Genomic DNA, 21,568 nt, shown 5'->3' with positions numbered 1-21,568 from the left:
GTGTACTTTGTCCCAAAATCCATACCACCGGAACATTCATGCGTTGCAACCAATTGGCCGGCTGCGTGTTAATTTAAACAAATATAAGCTATGAAAAAAGCAACCACCGCAGAAAGCAACAAGGGATTGATTGCTGAATTGGTTTTTTTGTTGAACAAGGGGAATGCACACGCCGGTTTTGAAGATGCAGTGCATGATATGAAGGAAGATTTGCTGGGCAAAAAGCCGCATGGTGTGCCGTACAGTTTATGGCAGCTGGTTGAACATGTGCGTATAACACAAGCCGACATACTGGAGTTTTGTGTAAACCCTGCTTATAAAGAAATGAACTGGCCCGATGATTACTGGCCGAAAGAAGCAGCACCCGCAAATATGAAGGCTTTTCATGATACAGTTAAGCAGGTTGAAAAAGACAGGAAGGCGTTTATTGAATTGCTCGAAAGTGAAGAGGCTGATCTTTACGAACCACTGGCACATGGTACAGGACAAAACCTGCTGCGCGAAGCCTTGCTGATTGCAGATCATACTGCTTACCATACCGGCGAAATCATATTGCTGCGCCGCATGCTAGGAGACTGGAAGGCGTGAAAACAGCACTGGTGAATAGTAAAACAGGTGAGTGGTGAGTAAAGTGGTGAGTAGATTGGTGCGGAGGCTGGTTGCCGGTGGGGACACCGGCAACGGCATCATGACAGTCGATTCCCGAATGGCTTCATTCACCAGGTTCCCGCCCCTTCGTCGCAGCTTTTTGGGTGCTGGCAGCATTTGCAGTGGCCCGGCCTGGGGGCTGACTAGTTTTGGGACGTAATTCAACTGATTACCGATCAAAACCTGGTTATGCCTGCAATTTTACTCCGCCGTTGTTTATTCCTGCTGCTGTGCCTGTGCACCGCTCATTTGCTGAAAGCGCAACAATTTCCGCCGGGCGGTATGCCTGGTGGTAACCCTGCCGCCCATATATCCGGTAAAATTGTGGATGCACAGGGCAAACCCATATCCGGTGCCTCGGTACTGGTATTGCAGGCCAAACGCGATTCTGCCACACGCACCACTAAAAATGTGCTGCTGAAAGGACAAACGACCCGTCAAAACGGGGTATTTGACTTTGAAGACCTGCCGGTGCGTGGCAAACTTACCCTGAAAGTATCGATGAGCGGCATGCAGGATACCAGTTTGCCCATCAGCTTTATGCTACCCGCCGCCGATACCGCCCACGGGGCTCCCAAACAAGGCATGGTTGCTGCTTCACAGGGCATGCCTGCAGGCGGCAAAATGCCTTCTTTTGAAAAAGACCTGGGTAATATAACATTGCAGTCTTCTGCCAACCAGTTGCAGGCGGTTACAGTGTCGGCTTCGCGCTCCATGCTGAAGCTGGATATGGACAAAAAAGTATTCAATGTAGAAAAGAATATCGTAAGCACCGGTGGTACCGCACTGGATGTAATGCGCAATGTGCCTTCTGTAAACGTAGACATCGATGGCAATGTAACCATGCGCAACAGCACACCACAGATTTACATTGATGGCAGACCAACTACCTTAACACTCGACCAGATACCTGCCGACGCCATTGAGAACGTAGAAATTATGACCAACCCTTCTGCCAAATACGATGCATCCGGTGGTGGCGCAGGCATATTGAACATTGTGCTGAAGAAGAACCGCAAAACAGGCTATAATGGTAACCTGCGTGCAGGTGTTGACAAACGTGGCGGCATTAATGCAGGCGGTGATATCAATGTGCGGGAAGGCAAGTTCAACGTATCGGCCAGTGTTATGACCAACCAGATGCGCGACCGCACACGCGGTAATACCGTAAGGGAAAACCTCACGGGCGATCCGCTTACCAATGTGCTGCAGAACAACTACGATAAAAACAAAGGCGGTTTCCAGTTTGCGAAACTGGGACTGGATTATTTCGCAGGCAGTAAAACAACATTGTCTGTATCGGGCATAAAAGTACATGGAGTGTTTTCCCCTTCCAGTGTGCTGAATACGCAAACAGACAGCCTGTACAGCGGTTCAGCCGTATCGGCCTACAGTGTGCGCAACAGCCAGACGCACCGTGTGTTTAACGGCAATGGGCTTACGCTTGGACTGAAACAGTTATTCAAAAAAGAAGGAGCGCAGTTAACTGCCGATTTCAACTACTTCGGCGGACACGATACCAACAATGCCCTGTACACTACCAATAACATGAGCAAGCCCGGCGGCGATATCCTTGGTACGCAGCAGCAACAAACCATCGGCTCAGGTAAAAACAGGTTTATCACCATACAAACGGATTATGTACATCCATTTAACGATAAAACCAAGCTGGAAGCGGGTTTGCGCGCATCATTGCAGCACCTGGAAAACAACAATGACAATTACCTGCTGAACAGTGCTACCGGTAAATTCAACAAGCTGGATTATGCCTCTACCAATTATGCCAATAACAACAATGTGTATGCTGCATATGTATCGCTTACCAGCTCCATCAAAAATTTTGGTTACCAGCTGGGACTGCGTGCAGAACGGTCTGATTATTCCGGTGACCTGTTAAACACAGGCGAACATTTCAGCAATAATTATCCCATCAGCCTGTTCCCCTCTGTTTTTCTTACGCAGAAACTGAACAACAACCAGCAACTGCAGCTGAGTGTAACCAGGCGCATCAACAGGCCTAATTTCTTTCAGCTGATACCTTATACCGATTACTCAGACAGCCTGAACATTACCCGCGGTAATCCCGCACTGGTGCCGGAGTTTACGCAATCGTACGAGTTTTCTTACATGAAAACATTCAAGGGCAATAACACCTTGCTGGCATCGGCTTATTATAAAAGAAGCAATCATTTAATTACGCGTTACCTGGATACGGCAACTAACCCGGTATCTGAAAAACAGGATATCATCAATACGTATATCAATGCCAATTCAAGTTATACGGCAGGGCTGGAGATTACCTCGCAAAACTATTTAACCAAATGGTGGGATATCAGCACCAACCTGAATTTTTACCAGTCTAAAATAGATGCGGCACAGGCCACCAGTGCTGCACAGGATGCGATATTGAGCTGGTTTGGTAAATTCAACAGCAACTTTAAGCTGCCGGCAAAGATTACCTTACAATTAACCGCAACTTACCAGAGCAAAACCAACCTGCCGGTGAATGATAACAAGGGCGGTATGGGTGGCGGCCCTCCCGGCATGCAAACACAGAGCGCTTCACAGGGATACATCAAACCCTTTTACGGAATTGACTTCGCGGTGCGTAAAACCTTCCTGAAAAACGATGCGGCTTCGGTATCGCTGAGCATCAGTGATATTTTCCGCACCCGTAAAAACGAACAATACGCAGAAAGTGCTTATTTTATACAGGATTACAGCCGCCTGCGCGATCCGCAGATGGTGCGCCTGAACTTCAGCTGGCGTTTTGGTAAGATAGACGCACAGCTGTTCAAACGCAAAAACATGAACCAGAACATGGATGGCATGCAGGGTATGCAATAGCCGCTATGATTCGTAATGCACAACAATAATGGTGTACAAACCCGAGCGTGAAATAAAAAAAGAATGGTACAGGCGAACCTGGGTACAGGTGCTGATACATGCAGCCGTATGGACACTGTTTTTCTCCCTGCCCAGTTTACTGCGTTCGTATGATAAAGGTCCGCAGGATGCACATTTTCATAACAAAGGCTTTAAATGGCTGGGTATTGTTACCAATGGGTTATGGGTAGTGGTGTTTTACCTGAATGCCTATGTATTAACTCCTGCCTTTATTAACCGCAAACGTTACCTGTCTTACGCAGGTTTGCAGGTGCTCACGTTTATTGTACTGGGTTGCATACACTGGTTGTGTTTTCAATGGCTGATCAAAGATGATTTCTTTCATTTCAGCGGCTTTCTCAGCTTCAGCATATTTCCGTTCCTGCTGATGGTTAGTGCAGGAACGGTATACCAGATGCTGCGCGACAGGGCCAGGATAGAACGCCTGAAAGAACTGAAGGAAAAGGAAAACCTGACAACGGAACTGTCTTTCCTGCGTTCGCAGATCAGTCCGCACTTTATGTTCAATGTACTCAACAACATGGTAGCATTGGTGCGGCTGAAATCAGACGAGCTGGAACCCACTATTTTCAGGCTCTCCGGGCTAATGCGCTATATGCTGTACGAGGCCGATGAAGAACGTGTGCCATTGTCAAGGGAAGTGGAGTACCTGCAGAATTATATTGACCTGCAGCGCCAGCGCATTGGCAGCAAGGTGCGGTTAAACGTAGACATGCAGTTACCGCCCGGCCCCTGCGATATTGCGCCCATGCTGCTGATTCCGTTTATTGAAAATGCGTTTAAACATGGTACGGGTTATATTGAGCAGGCGTTCATCGACATACTGCTGGATGTGCAGGGAGATGTGTTGTACTTTACCGTACGCAACCGGTACAATCCTGCTTCCAAAGAAATAAAAGACAAAACATCGGGTATTGGCCTGGTAAATGTACGCCGCCGTTTAAACCTGTTGTATGGTGATGAACATACGCTGGTGATAACAGACGCCGATAACCTGTTTACAGTATCTTTACAGCTAAACCTATCGCATGCTGCAGTGTATAGCCGTTGATGATGAGCCACTGGCGCTCGCTTTGCTGAAAAACTATATCAGCCAGGTGCCTTACCTGCAACTTGCAGCCACTTGCAGCGATGCATTTGAAGCTTCCATGTTATTGCAGCAGCACACGGTTCACCTTATTTTTGCCGATATACAAATGCCCGGTTTAACCGGCCTGCAGTTTATAGAAAGCCTGCCGCAACGGCCGATGGTGATATTCATTACCGCGTATGAAAAGTTTGCCTTGCAGGGGTATAACCTTGATGTGATAGATTACCTGGTGAAGCCTGTGCAGCTTGACCGGTTTGTAAAAGCCTGCAACAAGGCCTGGGAGCTATTCCAGCTAAAAGAATCCCGCAAATCACTTGAACAGGCACCGGGCAATACAGCGGCCGCTGATTACTTTTTCCTGAATGTAGATTACAGCCTGGTGAAGATTAAATTCGCCGATGTGTTATGGGTAGAGGGTTTCCGGGATTATGTAAAAATACATTTGCAGGGCAAGGCGCATCCGCTGGTGGCCCGCATCAGCGTAAAATCTATTGAATCGGAACTGCCGCCTGCTAAGTTTATCCGCATCCACAAATCTTATATCATAGCCGTAGACAGTATCACCGCCATCCGCAAAAACAGTCTTTTTATCAACGACACCGAGCTGCCCATCAGCGAAACCTACCGGGAAGCCATTACGCAGTTAACGGGAAAACGGGGGGAGTGAAGAAATACATCGAGAATCGACAGTCGACAGTCGGGATGATCGTAGCGAATCATTGCCCGGACGCCGTTGCCGGTGTCCCCACCGGCAACATCCACCCATCGCTAACTGCTTCAGATTAGCACACTTTCTCCGAAGGGGCCCTTCGGGCAAATTTTCAAATTATTTGAGTTCCCAAACCTTCCTGCCTGGCACCGACAAATACACTGTTTTTCCTGCTTTATAATTCGTTTTCGTTGTTTTTACGGTTACGGTGCAATGCGGTGCCAGCTGTACTTCCAGCTCGTATGCGCTGCCCAGGAAGCTGGCGCGGGTGACTGTTCCTTTAACTGATTTATTGGCTGATGTAGTAATGGTGAATTGTTCGGGGCGTACAAACAGTGGCTTGCCGTTGAAAGCAAGTGTGGGTATGTTGGCGAACAGCGGCGCCTGTTCGGGAGTTAACAGGTTGTATTTGCCAAACAGTCCGGCTACGTATTCATTGAGTGGCTGGTGGTAAATGTGTTCGGGTGTGCCCTGCTGTACAATTTCACCTTTCTGCATCACAATAATGTGGTTGGCCCAGGCCAGGTTGTCCATGGGGTCGTGCGATACGAGGATGCAGGTTATTTTGAGGCGCTCTGCGATATCGCGTACTACCGATTTCAAAATGTTTTTGTGGATGGTATCGAGATTGGAGAAAGGCTCGTCCATCATCAGCAGTTTGGGTGCGGTAACCAGCAGGCGTGCAAGGGCAATGCGTTGTTTTTCCCCGCCTGAAAGCTGGTCTGTTCTGCGGTGCATCAGGTGGGTAATGCGGCATATTTCATACAAGGCAAAGGCTTCTGCTTCGGGCAGCTCGTTTACATATTCCAGCACTTGCGCTACGGTTAAAAAATTGGGCAGTTCAAAATGCTGGGAAAGGTATACAATACCGGGGTGGCCGGGTATCAGCTGATCGTATGGGCCTATTACTTTTTGTCCGAGAAAGGTAATGGTGCCTGCACTGGGTTGTGCAAAGCCTGCGATCATTTTCAGCAGCGTGCTTTTGCCGCAGCCGGTTTCGCCTGCAATACCCAGCTGCACAAACTGCTGCAGGGTGAAGCTGATGTTGTGAATAACGAAATTTCCATCCTGCTCGTGTATGTTGCTGATACCGGATACCGCTAAAAAGTTCATAAATCCATCCTGTTTGGGGTGAATGCTATCGCTGTTGTTCAAAAATAACCCAATGTGGTTTATGCGCCTAATTTAGCTGCGAAGCCTTGGCATAACTGGCCGAGTTTTATCAATGCCTTTTCTGTTTTGGCACTCCACAGGTTACAATAACTGAGGCGGATATAATGTTTATACTGGCCGGTAGCGGAGAATATTTCACCTGGCGCCAGTGCTACGTTCTTTTCCAGTGCAGCTTCCTGTAAGGCAGCAGCATTAATGTGCTGCGGCAGTTCAAGCCACAATACCAGTCCGCCCTGCGGTTTGGTGGCGCGTGTGCCTTCGGGAAAATGTTTTTCCACGAGTTGTAAGGTTTTCAGCATGTTTTTCTGCAAAGCGGTTCTGAATTGCTGCAGGTGTCTGTTGTAGGTGCCGCCATGTAATAACAATTGCAGGGTGCGTTGCGAAAAATTACAGCTGGCAATATTGTTCATCGATTTAAAACGCTCCACTTCATAGGCAAAACGGCCCGGCGCACACCAGCCCATCCTGAAGCCGGGGAACAGTGATTTGCTGAATGAGCTGCAAAGCATCACCCAGCCGTGTTTATCGTAGGTTTTAATCGTATCCGGCCGCCTGGTGCCAAAGAACAGGTCGCCGTAAATATCATCTTCAATCACCGGCATTTTACGTTTGGCTGCAAAGGCAGCGATATATTGTTTGGCAGCCGTGCTTAAGCTGGCGCCATCGGGGTTATTGAAATTCGATACCAGCAAACAGGCCTTGATGTTAAGCCGGTCGCAGGCGCTTTCCAGCTGGGGTAACGCGATGCCGGTTTCGGGGTGACTGGGTATGGAAACTGCTTTTAAACCCAGGTATTCCAACGCTTCCATAATACCATAATAGCAGGGTGATTGAATAAGCACCGTATCGCCGGGTTGTGTAACGGTGCGCAGGCAAAGCGTGATGGCTTCCATTGTGCCATTGGTAACAATTACATCATCCATATGCAGGGAGCCGCCCCAGGTAAAGGCGCGTTTGGCGATGGCCTGCCGCAACTGCCGGTTGCCTTTGGCAGCTTCCAGTGCGAGGTAAGCACCGCTGGCATCACGCGAGGTTTCCTGTATGGCGCGTTTAATGCCGTTGAAGGGCAGCAGGCGGTGATCGGGCAGGGCATTGGCAAAACTGATGAAATCTTTGCCGGTGCCTTCTTTGCGCACGCGCTGTATCAGCTCGTAAATGTGTATGCTGTGTTGTGAAAGGGTAGCAGGCAAAACAGCGGGCAGGGGCAGGGCATTGCTGCTGGTATCGCTTACAAAATAACCTGATTTTTCGTGCGCAGTAATCAACCCCTTATCCAGCAAATGCCGGAAGGCTTCCAGCGCTGTGCCAATGCTGATACCGTTTTCGCGGTGAATGCTGCGCAGGGAAGGCAGCTTGTCGCCTTGCCTGTACACGCCCTTGTTAATCAGCAGGGTAATCTTGTCTGCAAGTTGTATGTAGGCGGGCGTTTTAATTACTTCTAATCTGTTATAGTGAAATATACAAATTCTGTATCTGTTACAGTATGGTAAAACTAGCCAAATTTGTGTTGTGATACACATCTTATTTCAAACATTTAAAAACGCGCAGGTGAAAAGGATATTCCACTGCATCATTTTTCTTATGACAGCACAAATAGCAAACGCACAACAAACAGCCGGCAGTACAGCGCTGGAAGTGGTAAAAGGCTTTTTACAAAACGTACGTTCCGGCAAAGCGCCTGAGCAGGCCGCACGGTATATGGCCGATACGGTGATTGCCCACCAGGTAAAATCTGAACACCCGGAAATTATCCGGCGTACACCGCAGCACTACACGGAGCATGTGCATGAGTTTCTCACACAGTACGGTGCCTACACGCTGGAGATTACCGAAATAATTGCGCAGCACAACAAGGTATATGTGCGCTGGAAACAAACCGGCAAACACACCGGTATAATCAATGGTTACGCGCCTACCGGTTTGCCGCTTACAGAAATCAGCAGCATGGTATACCAGGTGGAAAATGGGAAAATAACTGAATACTGGGTGCAGACAGACCGGCTTGGGCTGGAAGAGCAATTGAAACATAACCAGCAGGCGGCTGCTGTAAAAACAGGCGGCAAAGCACCGTATACTGCTGCTGTTGCGGCCAATGGATTGTTGTATGTGTCTGGCCAGATTGGTACAGACGCCGGCGGCAACCTGGTAAACACTTCGTTTGAAGTAGAAGCGCAGCAGGTAATGCAGAACCTGGGCAACGTGTTGCAAACGCATGGCCTCGCGTACAACAACCTTGTGAATGTAACCATTTACCTTACTTCCATGCAACAGTATGCAGCTATCAACGAAGTGTACAGCCGCTATTTTACCGGTGCATTTCCCGCGCGTGTATGCATTGCCGTACAGGAGCTGCCCAAACAGGCGCGCGTTGAAATTGCTGCTGTGGCTGCATTGCAGGCTGTTAAATAGTATTCTACATACATTAAATTATTTGAGCGATGCGTACATTCCCTTATTATCATGCAGACGTTTTTACCAGCCGGGTGCTGTCTGGCAATGGCCTGACCGTATTTACCGAAGCGGCCGGTTTAAGCAAAACCACCATGCTGCGTTTAACGCAGGAGATGCGGCAATATGAAAGTATTTTCCTGGAACAACAGGCGCCCGGCAAAGTGCGCGCCTATATTTTCACCTGCCAGGAAGAACTGGATTTTGCCGGTCACCCGGTATTGGGCGCAGCGGCTACCCTGCACCAGCTGCAAGCAGCAGCGCAGCCTGAAGCGCACTGAGAGTTTCAGCTGAATCAAAAAACCGTGGATATCATCACACGAAAAAATGCCACCGGTTACCATGCTTCCATGAACCAGGGAAAGGCAGCGTTTATCAAAACGCTTACACTTGCAGAAGCGGCACCCATACTGGCCTGCCTTGGCGCTTCGGCAGATGATCTTTACCCTGCCTGTTATCCTGCGGTGGTATCAACCGGTTTGCCTTACCTGGTGCTGCCTTTACGCAACCGGGCTTTTGATATACCGGTTGGTGCACCGGGTTTGCAAGCTTTGCTGCATGCGGTGGGCGCACATTTCCTGGGTATACTGGATGTGCCTAACCTGCGCATCCGCAGCGGTGATGTGGATGGCAAAGTGGAGGATGCTGCCACCGGCAGCCTGGCTGGCCCCTGCGGGGCTTACCTGGTACAGCAGGGCTTGCAGTTACCGGATGTTGATTTCTGTTTGCACCAGGGCGAAAATATCGGCAGGCCCAGCAAGTTGCTTGTACAGGTGCGCAGCAGCGGGGAGGTAATGGTAAGCGGGGATGTATGCCGCGTGGCAGCAGGGGTGTTGGAGGAGGGGGTAGCAGACCATTTGAACCTTTAAACCTTACTAGGCAACCAGCGCGTAGCAGAACACGGCGCCTTTGGGGTTGCCGTTTTCGGCCCAGATGCGGCCGCGCATTTTTTCAGTGAAATCTTTACAGATCATCAGTGCTACGCCTGCGCCTTTTTCCTTGCCGTTGTTGTAACGCAGTTCAGCTTTAAAATCGAACAGGCCCTGCAGTTTTTCGGGTGGTATGCCATTGCCTTCATCGGCTACCTGTACAATTACTTCACCGTTATTGTTGCTTGCCTGTATGCGGATGGTAGATTGTTCGGGTGAAAATTTAATGGCATTGTGAATAAAATTGCGGTGTATAAACTGCACCAGCTCCCTGTCTGCCTTTATGTTGAGCGAGGGTGATACTTCATTGATGATGGTAATGCCGAACTGCTCACTGAGTGTTTTAAACGGCTGCATGGCTTCGTGAACCAGTTCGTGCAGGTTCAATATTTCCGGCTGATAGGTGAACCCGGATAATTGCCGCCTGATCCATTGCAGTATGTTTTCGAAAATATCCAGTGTAACATCGGATGTTTCTTCCATTGACCTTACCAGGGTGCGCATTTCCTGGGGCGACAGGTCGTTGTAGTTCAGCAGCAGCTGGGCCAGTCCTTTCACCATGTTCAGCGGTTGCCTGAAATCGTGTGCCAGCAGGGAAATAAGCCGGTTATTGAATGCGTGATTGGCCTGCAATTGTTCATTGCGTACTTTTTCACTTTCATTCAATGCTTCGAGGGTATTGTTGTGTTGCTGTTTCAGTTTGTAGAGGCGCAGTATAAAAAAGATGAGGATGGCCATTACTATTACCAGCGCGCTTAATATCAGTATCAGCCGCATGCGGTAATGGCTGGTGTTCTGGTAGGCTGCCAGCGCGTCTTCCTGCAGGGCATAATCAATATAGTCTACGCCCGATTTGGTTCTGAACATCGCGTCTTCCTGGTATAGCTGCAGCAGGAGTGCAGCATATTGGTGCACATCGGCGCTTTGTACGCTGCTGTAAAAATTATATAAACGCTGTGCGGCAAGCTCTGCATACAGGTGGTAACCCTTGGCTTGCGCAATGTCAAGCGCCTGGTGGTAATAACCGGTAGCCTTCGCCGTGTCGCTCACCGAAAACAGGTCGCCCAGTTGCAGTATCACATCCAGGCTCAGGTAGTACAGGTTCATCGACAGGGCTTTGTTAACACCCGCCTGCAGTAAGGCAATACCTTTTTCCTGCTGACCTGTGCGTAGGTAAAACAAGCCGGCCACCTGGTCAAGAAACACCAGTACCCGCTGGTCTTTGTAGCGGGTGGCAATAGCTTTGGCCTGGTTCAGGTAAGGGAACAGGGAATCGCGTGGAATACTGTCTGTATAAATGGACATATAATTGGCGAGAACGAGCGACATAATGGAATCGCGGCGCAGGTGCCTGCCCATGGACATGGCGCGCCGCAGGAAAGCAACGGCTTTGGCGTGTTCGCCGCCATCGCTGTACACCAGCCCGATGTTCATGGTAACCTGCACCATATTGGCAGAATCGCCTGCCTGGCGGTAAAGCCGGTAGGCGTCGTTGTAATAACGTTGTGCCAGCTGCTGATCGCCCTTCATTTCGTACACAATACCCAGGTTGTTGAGCGCACCGGCTTTGCCGCAATTGTAATTGAGCCGGTCTGCAACGGCGCGGGCTATACGGGCATAGTAGAACGTGCTGTCTACATTGCTTTCGTATAAAATCATCCCGAGTTTATTGAGTGTATTAACGTAGGTAACACTGTCGCCGGCAGTGTGCAGGGCCGCGTGCAGCTGGGGTATAACATTGTTTTGTGCTGTGGCCCCCAGCCACAGGAGCAGGCAGCAGAACATAGGCACGAAATAGCGCATTGCTGTAATAGATGTAGGGTTAAAACCAGGCTATAAACCTTGGTTACCAAGATACGACAAAACTTGATAAATGGGTATAAGCAGCTGTTTTCTACAGCAATTTGGCAGGAAATAGATGCGGAGCAGCATTTATTTTATTCAGCAGACTTTCATTTTGGATATAGTCCTGGTAAATGCAGCCCTGCCGGCAACAGGCAGGGCCGCATTGATGCGTTTAGTCATTTCATACAGCAGTATCAACGTTCATTTAACCCGGAACATAGTAGTATTGCGGGCTGGCACGGCTGGTCAGGCCTGTGCGGTTATGGTCATGCGCTCTTTCTTGAAATCGGAAAAACTGATGCCGGTAATACCTTTGAAATACTTGCTGAAATGGGAAGTATCAGAAAAACCGAGCAGCCATGCAATTTCTTTCATGCACGAACCTGAGCTGGCGGCATGGCGTTTGGCTTCGAGTATTACGCGCTGCCTGATATGGTAGCTGGCGGTGTAGCCGGTTGTTTTTTTCACGATCTGGTTGAGGTGATTGGCTGTTACCAGCAACTCATCTGCATAATCCACCACCAGTTTTTTGTTTTTAAAATGCACATCAACCAGCGAAAGGAATTGCTTGGTCAGTTCACTGTTGCGGGTTTCCATGCCCAGCAGCACATTGCCCTGCAGGTTGCGGGTAACCTGCATCAGGAAGATTTTCAGGTAACGGCGCAGCATGGCAGATTTGAACATATAATTGTTGGTGTGCTCACGCAGCATGTTTTCGGCGGTGATCATCATTTCAGGGCACAAATCGTCAGATATGGTAATACCCGATGTTTCGGCAAACAGGCAGCTGAGGCCTGCGTGATCCATCAGGTCAAACTCCTGTTCGTTGTTGTACAAAAATGATTCGGCAAAAAACAGGCTGTAACCCGAAGCTTCGGAGCTCAGCTGCAATTGCTGCACCTGTTTGCGTCGGATGCACAGCAGCTGGCCTGCCTGCAGGTTAAACGGCGTGCCGCCATCGTTGTAAACGCCTTGCCCGCTGGTTAACCATAACAGGGCTACTGTACAGGTTGCCGGCATGGCATTCATTACTGCGTCAGTATTAATCAGCGGGTTTAAGCGCTGAATAATAAACGTGTGCTGCTCGTTTTGAGCAGCAGTAGAAAAAGGTGGTCGTTGGGATTGTTGCATAAAATGCGTGTTGAATTCCCCTCATAACTCTAATAGTGTGCCCGTTTCTCAGGTTGATGATAATCAATGCTTTGTGAAGATTTTGGGTTTAACCAGGTTACGATATATCGTCGTTTGAACAATTGCGTCACCGAAATATCGTTGTGGCAACGGTGTTTTTTGAACGGGGCGCTGCAAGGTGGTGTGCGGTATTGTATAAAGTTAACGGGGGCTGGTTGTATTTATTATAGAATCAGTGGTATTTTTTTACATGCATGCAGGCATTCATAAGCGATTGTATAATTTTATTACCGGCTGTAAAATACACGTTCCCATGCATGAAAAAATACTGATTGTAGAAGATGAAATGATTGTTGCACGCGAGCTTCGCCTGATGCTGGAACGCGCAGGCTATGAAGTTTGCGGCATTGCGCGGTCAGTAGAACAGGCACTGGAAATGATTGCATCTGCCACGCCTTTTTTTGTGCTGCTGGATATTTATCTCAAAGGCGATTTAACCGGGATTGACCTGGCGCATCAGCTCAACAAACGCAATGTTCCCTTTATATATGTATCTGCCAACAGCAACCAGTCTGTGCTGGAATCGGCCAAGTTAACGCATCCCTATGGTTTCATTGTAAAACCTTTTCGCCGCAAAGATGTGCTGATCACGCTTGATATAGCGCGTTACCGTTACCAGCAGCACCAGCAGATGCAGCAGCGAAACATTAACGCTGCAGGGGCAGCACAGGCACCGTTCCCTGCAGCAACGCAGGCAGGCAGCAGGGCAGCTGCCAGGCCGGTCATTAGTGCTTTCAGTGGTATTGTGGGGCAATCAGCATCCATGCAGCACGTATTTAACCTGATTAAGCAGGTGGCGCCGCTGGATACCTCTGTGCTGATTATGGGTGAAAGCGGCACAGGCAAAGAAGGTATTGCTACGGCAGTACATTGTTTCTCTGCCCGCAGAAACCGCCCGCTGATAAAGGTAGATTGCGGTACACTGCAGGTACACCTGGCCGAATCGGAATTGTTCGGGCATGAGAAAGGCGCTTTTACCGGTGCAGTTGACAAGCGTATCGGCAAATTTGAACAGGCTTCAGGCGGCACACTTTTCCTGGATGAAATAGGGGAGATGCCGCTGGATTTGCAGGTAAAACTGCTGCGTGTATTGCAGGAACGCGAAATTGAACGCATTGGCGGTTCAGGCGCTGTAAAGGTAGATGTGCGCATTATTGCTGCCACCAACCGTAACCTTGAAAAAGAAATTGCAGAAGGCCGTTTCCGGCTTGACCTGTATTACCGTTTGTATGTGTTTCCCATACTGGTGCCGGCTTTGCGCGAACGCAGGGAAGATATACCCTTGCTGGTAGCGCATTTTATTGACCGTTTTGCCGGTGTAAGCGGTAAGGAAGTAACCGGTGTGGATGATGCGGTGATGGATCAGCTGGTGAATTACAGCTGGCCCGGTAATGTGCGTGAGCTGGAGCATTTGATAGAGCGCAGTGTGCTATTGTCAAAAGGCAGTACCATTAACCAGGTTTTTTTGCAAACCACACCGGCAAACGTGCAGTCAACTGGTACTGCCGAACTCGAAAACACCGGTGACATGGATGAGCGCGAACGCATACTGGCATCGCTGAAACAATGCAATGGCAAAATAAGCGGTGCCAATGGTGCGGCTGCATTGTTACAGGTATCTGCTTCTACATTGCACAACCGGATGAAAAAACTGGGCATACGGATACAGCATGGTTTTTAGTGCTGTTTAAACAATAGTATATACTGGCTGCTGTGCTTGGGTGCCAGGCCAACGGATTGTGCCAGGCGGGCTGCAGCAGGGTTACCTTCATAGCTTTCTATTTCAATGCCGGTTACATGCGGATTGCTTTTTTCACGGGTGATATAACTGTTCAGAAACTTACGTGCAATACCTTTGTGCCTGAATTTTTTTTCTACGTACAAACAATCCAGTCCAAGCATTAAACCGCCATATTCATCGCTCCAGAAACGGAAGGCAATGGCATAACCCGCAAGGTTGTGATCGCATTCAATCAACATTACCTCGCCCATATTGCTATTGTCTTTATAAAAATGCACCGTGGCTGCTATCCTGTTCACCGCCCTGTCTTTACGTGTGGGTATCTCGCTGTAAAAATCCATTGACATACGGGTGAGCTCTTCAGCATCGGCAAGCGTAGCGGTTTTGAAGGAGACGTTCATGACGGTGAATTTGAACTGTTACCGGAACGTGTTAGCGGCCGGTAGGATTGTTGGCTAATTATATTACTCAAAATTATCATCCAACCAGCTCCGGTTCAATGTATCTTACGTATTATATCATGTATGTTTTATCTTTTTTACCGGCGCAATAAAGTCATATCCCGCATCTGCTGCCGTTACCATGCGATGCCGTAATCCTCCCCGTGATTGCTGCTGCCGCCCCAGAGACTGTTGTGTTTCCAGTCAAAATAAATGGCATTGATGGGGCCGCTGGTGCGTTCTTCAAAGCTGAGTGTATAGCCCATTTTTTTCAGTTCCTGTTTTACTGCGTCGGGTGTTTTGCTTTGCAGCAACAGGTTGCCGGGTTTGGGGGCACGGTCGGCAATGCTGGTGCCGCCGAGTGAAAGCCAGAGTTGATTGGTATTGATATTGGCTGCTTCTGTGGCTTGCTGTACTGTCATGTTAAATTCAACGAGGTTCAGGAAAAACTGCAGCAGGTTCTGATCCTGCGTGTCACCGCCCTGCACGGCGAACGAAGCGTAGGGGCGGCCGTCTTTCAGCGCCAGTGTGGGCGTAAGTGTTACCCTTGGCCTTTTGCCGGGATGCACCACGTTGAAAGGATTGAGTACAGAATCGATCACGAAACTCTGCATGCGCTGGCTCATGCCAACACCGGTATGGCCTGCAATTACAGCAGGCACCCAGCCGCCGCTGGGTGTAATGGAAACAACCCAGCCATCTTTATCAGCCGCTTCTACCGAAGTGGTGCCGCGCCAGAGCCGGTCTGTATATGCAGCAAGCCGGATGGCAGCAGTAGCAGAATCATGGGCCGGAACAAAATTGCGCTGGTGACTACCGGTATCAGCCAGCAATGCCCTTTGTTGCAGCAGTGTGGTGAACGGGTTGGTTTGTTGCTGGTAAGGATAGGGATCACCGGGTGCTGCAGCAGCGTTGTTGGCGGTGAATTGAATGGTGGCAGCCCTGTCTTTCGCATATTGTTTACTCAGCAGGCCCTGCATGGGCTCCTGTGGCGGAAAGGCCGGATCGCCATAATAAAAATCACGGTCAGCGAACGCGAGATTCATGGCCTGGTACAACGTATGAATGTAGCGGGCGGAATTGTAGCCCATGCTTTTGAGATCAAAGTTCTCAAGAATATTCAACGCCTGCAATAATGCGGGGCCCTGCGTCCATTGCTGCAGTTTGTATACTTCTATGCCGCGGTAATTCGTGTGCATGGGTGTTTCTTCCTGCGGCCTCCAGTTGGCGAGATCCTGCAGGGTGATAAGACCACCCTGTTCCTTACAGCTGCGTACAAATTCTTCAGCAATATCTCCCTTATAAAAGCGGTTACAGGCAGCATAGATGGCCTGTTTGCGGCCAAGACCTCTTTTGAGTGATTGCTGTTCTGTCTCCACCATTTTGGTGAGGGTTTGCAGCAGGTCTTTCTGTACAAAAATTTCGCCTGCTTCGGGCGCTTCTCTTGTTTCGCCTGCATGTGGCAGAAACACTGCTTTGCTGTAAGGCCATTCTTTAATGCGCGCCTTGCTGCGTTCAATGCTGTTGGCAGTCTGGGCCTCTATAGGATAACCGGCAGCCAGCTGCATGGCAGGTGCCAGCACTTCTTTTAAACTTTTGGTGCCGTATTCGGCCAGCATATAACACAGGCCCCCGGGCGTGCCCGGCGTTAGTGCAGCGAGTGCGCCATATTCGGGCGGAAAATTCATACCCCTGTCTTTAAAAAATGCGGGCGTAGCGCCGGTGGGGGCAACGCCAAGTGCGTTAATACCGATGACCTTCCCTGTTTTGGGATTGTAGATGAGCGCCTGTGTTTCGCCGCCCCAGCTAAGCACATCCCACATGGTGCAGGTGGCTGCCAGCATAGCGCATGCTGCGTCTACTGCATTGCCGCCGCGTTCAAACAATTGCGCGCCTGCGGTGGCGGCGAGTGGCTTGCCGGTAATGGCCATCCAGTTTTTACCATGCAGGGGAGGTTTTTGTGTTTGCTGGGCCATGGAAAAAAAAGGCATGCCCAGGAGCAGCAGTATACAGCGTTTGGTCATACAGATCGGGGTTTGTTTAAAGATACTCAACCCCTCCCAAAAGACAGGTATCAATCGGTGACGGGGGCCTTTTTTATGCGTATCTTTAAGGCATGATGACATTGGAACAAGCGATTGATATCGCTGTGCATGCCCATCAGGGGCAAGCGGATAAATACGGTGCGCCTTATATCGGTCACGTATTGCGGGTAATGAACATGGGCATAACGGAAGATGAAAAAATATGCGGTGTACTGCATGATGTGGTGGAAGATACAGACTGGACTTTTGAAGGGCTGGCAGAAGCTGGCCTGGCCCCACATATACTGAAAGCCCTGCGTGGTGTAACAAAGTTATCGGAAGACGAAGACTATGAACATTTTGTTCAGCGTACGCTCAAAAACAAACTCTCCTGTGCAGTAAAGCTGCACGATCTCACGGATAATATGGATGTGCGCCGCATTCCGGAGGTAACGGAACAGGACGTGGCGCGTTTAAACAAATACCTGCGTGCTTACCGTACCATTGCTGCAGCGATGAACCGGCAGTAAGTTTTACTTAACCAATCGCATTATCGCCATTCCGCTTGTTCAGTATCCCTGCGCATAACAAATATTGATGAGTGAAAATGGCAAAGCGCAGCATATGACCGGGTGAAGTATGGTGTGAACATATTTTAAGGTTAAACAGGGTGCGGACCAATTGCTGCGTATAAAGCCGGGTAGCTGAAACCCTTTACTGCAAAGGGGTGTGTGAAAGATGGTTATGCCGTCTTTTTTTGTCCTGTACGGATGATGTTAAGTTTTTAATATTTTTTTTATTTCCGATAGACATAATTTTTTATCTCTTCTCTTTTTAGAATACGGTCCTGTGCCGTATTAAATACCGGTACCTGTGTATTGGTAGCAATTAATATTACCTGTACCATTTCAAAGATTATAAGGATGAATGTTCCATGTAAACGATCGTTTGTACATGGATAAGCAGCAATGATTGCCGGTTATCTGGCCGGAAGCAGTTGTGTGTGGCATCCTTCCCTGCATATCCAATCTATGCAAACCATGCGATGCTGACTGGTTGTACTTACCTGTAAGATAATCTTCCTGTGAGAACACCGGCTATTGTTTCCGTAACCTCCAAACTGCTTATGAATTATGTCTACTGTTAACAGGAAAAGCTGTTCGCTGTTGTGGCGGCAGTTGCCTTACAAAAAGATTTTTTCGGTTTACCTGGCAGCCTTTTTTCTGCTTGCCGGTACATTGCCTGTTTGTGCGAAGGGAAATGCACAAACAGTAACCCTGGCTTATAAGCATATACCGCTTGAACAGGTATTGAAGAACATTGAAACGCAAACAGGCTATACATTTATTTACATCAGCAGTGATATTGCCGGTGTTGATATAGCCGATATCAGTGTATCCAATGCCAGCCTGGAATATGCCCTGCAACAGTGTTTCAGGGGATTGTCGCTGACTTATACCATCGATAAAAAATACATTGTACTGAAGAAACAGGTTAATACACCGCCTGCCGACGGGGATATCAGCGGCCGTGTACTGAACGAAAAAGGTGAACCGATAGCAGGCGCCACGGTAATGATTAAAGGTGCCCAGAAAATGACGGCAACCGATGCAGGCGGCCGTTTCGTGTTTAAGAACACGGCAGGCAGTATACTCACGCTTATAATCAAATATGTAGGATATGCCGAGAAAGAAATAAGCGCATCCGGCCCGGTAGAAGTACGGCTGGAAGCAAGCGCGAACGAGTTGGATGAGATGGTGGTACGGGGGTATTATAATACCACAAAGCGTTTGAGTGTAGGAAATGTAACAACGATTAATGCAGATGTGATTGCAAAACAGCCGGTGAGTAACCCGATTCTTGCACTGCAGGGAAGGGTCCCGGGTATGGTGATAATATCAGGCAGTGGGCTTCCAGGCAGTGCTGTTGGTGCACAAATACGCGGCATTAATAGCATCGGCCAAAGTGGTACGCCATTATACCTGGTAGATGGTGTGCCTTATACATCAAGCTTATTACCAGGAACAACAAGTCCTTTACCTAATGCCAGTCCCTTTCAATACATCAATCCTGCAGATATAGAATCGATCAGCGTATTAAAAGATGCAGACGCGACTGCTATTTATGGTTCACGTGGAGCAAACGGTGTTGTACTTATTACGACAAAGAAGGGTAGAGTTGGCCCTGTTTCGACAACTTTGAATGTATATAATGGATATTCAAAGCTTGGCAGGGATATAAAGTTGTTGAGTACGCCGCAATATCTTGAAATGCGAAGAGAAGCCTTCAAAAACGATAACAGGCAACCCGGCCCGACAGATTACGATTTGAACGGTGCATGGGATACTGCACATTATACCAACTGGGTTAAAGAATTAATTAACCAGCCGGCAAGGGTAACCGATGCGCAACTGTCTGTCTCGGGCGGATCGGGCCAGGTGCAATATGTATTTGGTGGCGGTTATAGAAAAGAAACGCCAATGTTTGGAGGTGGATTTTCTGACCAGAAAATAACGGGCCATTTCTCTATGACTATTGCTTCTCCGAACAGGAGGTTTAAGACAACTATTGCGGCTAATTATCTTGCGGATAATAACCTGATGTCTGTAGGCGACCTGACAAACTCAATAACGCTTGCGCCTGTAGCCCCACCGTTGCGTAAGCCGGATGGGTCTATTAATTTCGACAGCGGCAGGTTTACGGCAAATCCGCTTGTTCCCCTTGCTAATCACTATTCCAGTAAAGGATACAATCTGGTATGTAACGGTATCGCTTCGTACGAAATAGTACCTGGTTTGCAGATAAAAATGAGCCTGGGCTATAATAACCTCCAGGTTAATGAGGTTACCGCTTATAGTATTTATGGTCAAACCGGTAATCCTAATATCCCGTCTCCTGTTGGGAGTTCGACATTTTCATTCAATAATACGAGGTCATGGATTGTTGAACCGCAGTTAGCTTATGAAAAAAGAATCTCGAAAGGAAATTTGAATGCGTTTGTCGGTGCAACTCTTCAGCAAAGTACAAATGAGGGACAGATGATACAGGGTGATGGATACACAAATGATGCATTTCTCACAAGTCTCGCAGCAGCAGTTACCATCAGTAAGGCGGGAACACCTGTTTATAATCAATACCGCTATACAGCCTTGTATGGAAGGTTAAGCTATAATTATAACGAGAAATATATTGTGAACATAACTGCAAGGCGTGATGGTAGCAGCCGGTTTGGCCCAGGCAGGCAGTATGGTAATTTTGGTGCAGTGGGCGCAGGATGGATATTTACCAGCGAGAAATTTATATCGCAAAATCTATCTTTCCTAAACTATGGAAAGCTTAGGGTAAGTTATGGATCAGTGGGAAATCAACCCACATCAGACTATCAATATCTCGAATTGTATAGATTTAATACACCGTCGGTGCCTTACCAGGGTGGCGCATCAATGGTGCCAAGCAAAATCTATGCGCCTGATTTTCGCTGGGAAATAAACAAGAAATTTGAAGCTGGGCTTGAATTAGGGTTTTTAAAAAACAGGCTCATGTTTACCGGCAGCTATTTTAGGAACCGGTCAGGCAATCAGTTAGTAAATTATGCACTTCCAGGTATAACCGGTTTCACCTCAATTACTGCAAATTTTCCTGCGATTGTTCAGAACACTGGGTGGGAATTTACTTTAAACAGTACTAATCTGCGCACTAAGAACTTTACCTGGTCAACCGCGTTTAATATTTCTACCTCTTCTAACAAATTGGTTGCGTTTCCCGGACTTGCAACGTCTCCTTATAGCAGCAATTATTTTATCGGAAAAGCGATTAATCTCACCAGGTTATACCGTTATGCAGGTATTGATTCTCTTAAAGGCATCTACCAGTTCTACACATATAAGGGAGGGATAACTTCCACGCCTACTGATTCGGACAGGACTTCGTTGATACAAACTGCCCCCAAATACTATGGCGGTTTTGATAATATTTTTACCTACAAACGATTTAGCCTAGATGTGTTCTTTTATTTTGTAAAGCAAATGGGTGTAAAGTATGCGTTTACACGTACCGGTGCCCCGGGAGTGGGAAGGGTTAATAATGTAACATCCGTTTTGGACAGATGGCAACATCCCGGCGATAAAGCAGCCTATCAGCGATTTACCAGCACGTCCGGCGAGGCGAGCACGGCTTACAGTAATGCTTTAGGGAGCGATTATGCTTATACAGACGCTTCTTATGTAAGGTTAAAGAACTTGTCGCTTAGTTATGAGGTTCCTCTGGCTAAGTTGAATAGTACACGCACACTGCGTATTTATCTTCAGGGGCAAAATCTGCTTACAATAACAAAATACAAAGACGGTGACCCTGAAAGCCGTACAAGTACAGGTGTGCCGATAATTAAAACCTATACCATAGGAGCTCAGTTAAACTTTTAATC

Annotated in this window: 16 protein-coding genes; 10 read left to right on the top strand and 6 right to left on the bottom strand. The window is 48.2% G+C overall.

The features are described 5' to 3' along the window. Window positions 1-90: 90 nt before the first annotated feature. The 4 genes from DXN05_RS12040 to DXN05_RS12025 all read left to right on the top strand — a co-directional run bounded on the left by DXN05_RS12040 (window position 91) and on the right by DXN05_RS12025 (window position 5,312). Window positions 91-588 (top strand): DinB family protein, encoded by a 498-nt coding sequence (locus DXN05_RS12040; protein ID WP_116847488.1) that lies wholly within the window; start codon window positions 91-93, stop codon window positions 586-588. A 249-nt stretch (window positions 589-837) separates the two neighbouring features. Continuing rightward, window positions 838-3,495 carry a TonB-dependent receptor gene (locus DXN05_RS12035; protein WP_116847487.1) on the top strand — a complete coding sequence of 886 codons (2,658 nt, stop codon included), beginning with the start codon at window positions 838-840 and terminating at the stop codon, window positions 3,493-3,495. Between the two features lie 28 nt (window positions 3,496-3,523). Continuing rightward, window positions 3,524-4,606: a sensor histidine kinase gene (locus DXN05_RS12030; RefSeq protein ID WP_116847486.1), complete on the top strand. Its 1,083-nt coding sequence runs from the start codon at window positions 3,524-3,526 to the stop codon at window positions 4,604-4,606. Next, window positions 4,584-5,312 carry a LytR/AlgR family response regulator transcription factor gene (locus DXN05_RS12025; protein WP_116847485.1) on the top strand — a complete coding sequence of 243 codons (729 nt, stop codon included), beginning with the start codon at window positions 4,584-4,586 and terminating at the stop codon, window positions 5,310-5,312. Before DXN05_RS12030 ends, DXN05_RS12025 begins: the two co-directional genes overlap by 23 nt. Window positions 5,313-5,471: 159 nt before the next feature. Here DXN05_RS12025 and DXN05_RS12020 read toward each other — a convergent pair whose 3' ends face one another. Further along, entirely contained in the window at window positions 5,472-6,467 is a 996-nt protein-coding gene (locus DXN05_RS12020) for an ABC transporter ATP-binding protein (RefSeq protein WP_116847595.1), read from the bottom strand. 59 nt (window positions 6,468-6,526) lie between these two features. Continuing rightward, entirely contained in the window at window positions 6,527-8,047 is a 1,521-nt protein-coding gene (locus tag DXN05_RS12015) for an aminotransferase-like domain-containing protein (protein WP_116847484.1), read from the bottom strand. Between the two features lie 61 nt (window positions 8,048-8,108). On the opposite strand from DXN05_RS12015, the gene DXN05_RS24930 reads away from it, so the two are divergent. From DXN05_RS24930 to DXN05_RS12000, 3 genes are read left to right on the top strand one after another with little or no spacing between them, the layout of a single operon-like run. Further along, a complete protein-coding gene (locus DXN05_RS24930; RefSeq protein ID WP_211330032.1) occupies window positions 8,109-8,936 on the top strand; it encodes a Rid family detoxifying hydrolase in 828 nt (275 codons plus the stop codon). A gap of 29 nt (window positions 8,937-8,965) precedes the next feature. Continuing rightward, a complete protein-coding gene (locus tag DXN05_RS12005; RefSeq protein WP_116847483.1) occupies window positions 8,966-9,256 on the top strand; it encodes a PhzF family phenazine biosynthesis protein in 291 nt (96 codons plus the stop codon). Window positions 9,257-9,280: 24 nt separating this feature from the next. After that, window positions 9,281-9,844 carry a PhzF family phenazine biosynthesis protein gene (locus DXN05_RS12000; RefSeq protein ID WP_116847482.1) on the top strand — a complete coding sequence of 188 codons (564 nt, stop codon included), beginning with the start codon at window positions 9,281-9,283 and terminating at the stop codon, window positions 9,842-9,844. Window positions 9,845-9,850: 6 nt separating this feature from the next. On the opposite strand, the gene DXN05_RS11995 is transcribed toward DXN05_RS12000, so the two are convergent. Next, window positions 9,851-11,707 carry an ATP-binding protein gene (locus tag DXN05_RS11995; RefSeq protein ID WP_116847481.1) on the bottom strand — a complete coding sequence of 619 codons (1,857 nt, stop codon included), beginning with the start codon at window positions 11,705-11,707 and terminating at the stop codon, window positions 9,851-9,853. A 288-nt stretch (window positions 11,708-11,995) separates the two neighbouring features. Beyond that, complete coding sequence (locus DXN05_RS11990; RefSeq protein ID WP_116847480.1) at window positions 11,996-12,880, bottom strand: helix-turn-helix domain-containing protein; 885 nt, start codon at window positions 12,878-12,880, stop codon at window positions 11,996-11,998. 313 nt (window positions 12,881-13,193) lie between these two features. Between DXN05_RS11990 and DXN05_RS11985 the strand changes: the two genes are divergently transcribed. Then, window positions 13,194-14,621, top strand: a complete 1,428-nt coding sequence (locus DXN05_RS11985; RefSeq protein ID WP_116847479.1) for a sigma-54-dependent transcriptional regulator — start codon at window positions 13,194-13,196, stop codon at window positions 14,619-14,621. Here DXN05_RS11985 and DXN05_RS11980 read toward each other — a convergent pair. Both DXN05_RS11980 and DXN05_RS11975 read right to left on the bottom strand, forming a co-directional pair. Next, window positions 14,618-15,082, bottom strand: a complete 465-nt coding sequence (locus DXN05_RS11980; protein WP_116847478.1) for a GNAT family N-acetyltransferase — start codon at window positions 15,080-15,082, stop codon at window positions 14,618-14,620. The genes DXN05_RS11985 and DXN05_RS11980 overlap by 4 nt on opposite strands. A 176-nt stretch (window positions 15,083-15,258) precedes the next feature. After that, window positions 15,259-17,145: a gamma-glutamyltransferase family protein gene (locus tag DXN05_RS11975; RefSeq protein WP_116847477.1), complete on the bottom strand. Its 1,887-nt coding sequence runs from the start codon at window positions 17,143-17,145 to the stop codon at window positions 15,259-15,261. Between the two features lie 92 nt (window positions 17,146-17,237). Between DXN05_RS11975 and DXN05_RS11970 the strand changes: the two genes are divergently transcribed. Both DXN05_RS11970 and DXN05_RS11965 read left to right on the top strand, forming a co-directional pair. Then, window positions 17,238-17,675 (top strand): phosphohydrolase, encoded by a 438-nt coding sequence (locus tag DXN05_RS11970; protein WP_245975194.1) that lies wholly within the window; start codon window positions 17,238-17,240, stop codon window positions 17,673-17,675. Window positions 17,676-18,311: 636 nt separating this feature from the next. Further along, entirely contained in the window at window positions 18,312-21,566 is a 3,255-nt protein-coding gene (locus tag DXN05_RS11965; protein WP_158559226.1) for a SusC/RagA family TonB-linked outer membrane protein, read from the top strand. The last annotated feature ends 2 nt before the right edge of the window (window positions 21,567-21,568 follow it).

Source organism: Deminuibacter soli (assembly GCF_003412455.1).
GTDB lineage: Bacteria > Bacteroidota > Bacteroidia > Chitinophagales > Chitinophagaceae > Deminuibacter > Deminuibacter soli.
The sequence above is the reverse complement of the archived record's forward strand: the minus strand, read 5'-3'. Positions and strand labels throughout refer to the sequence as shown.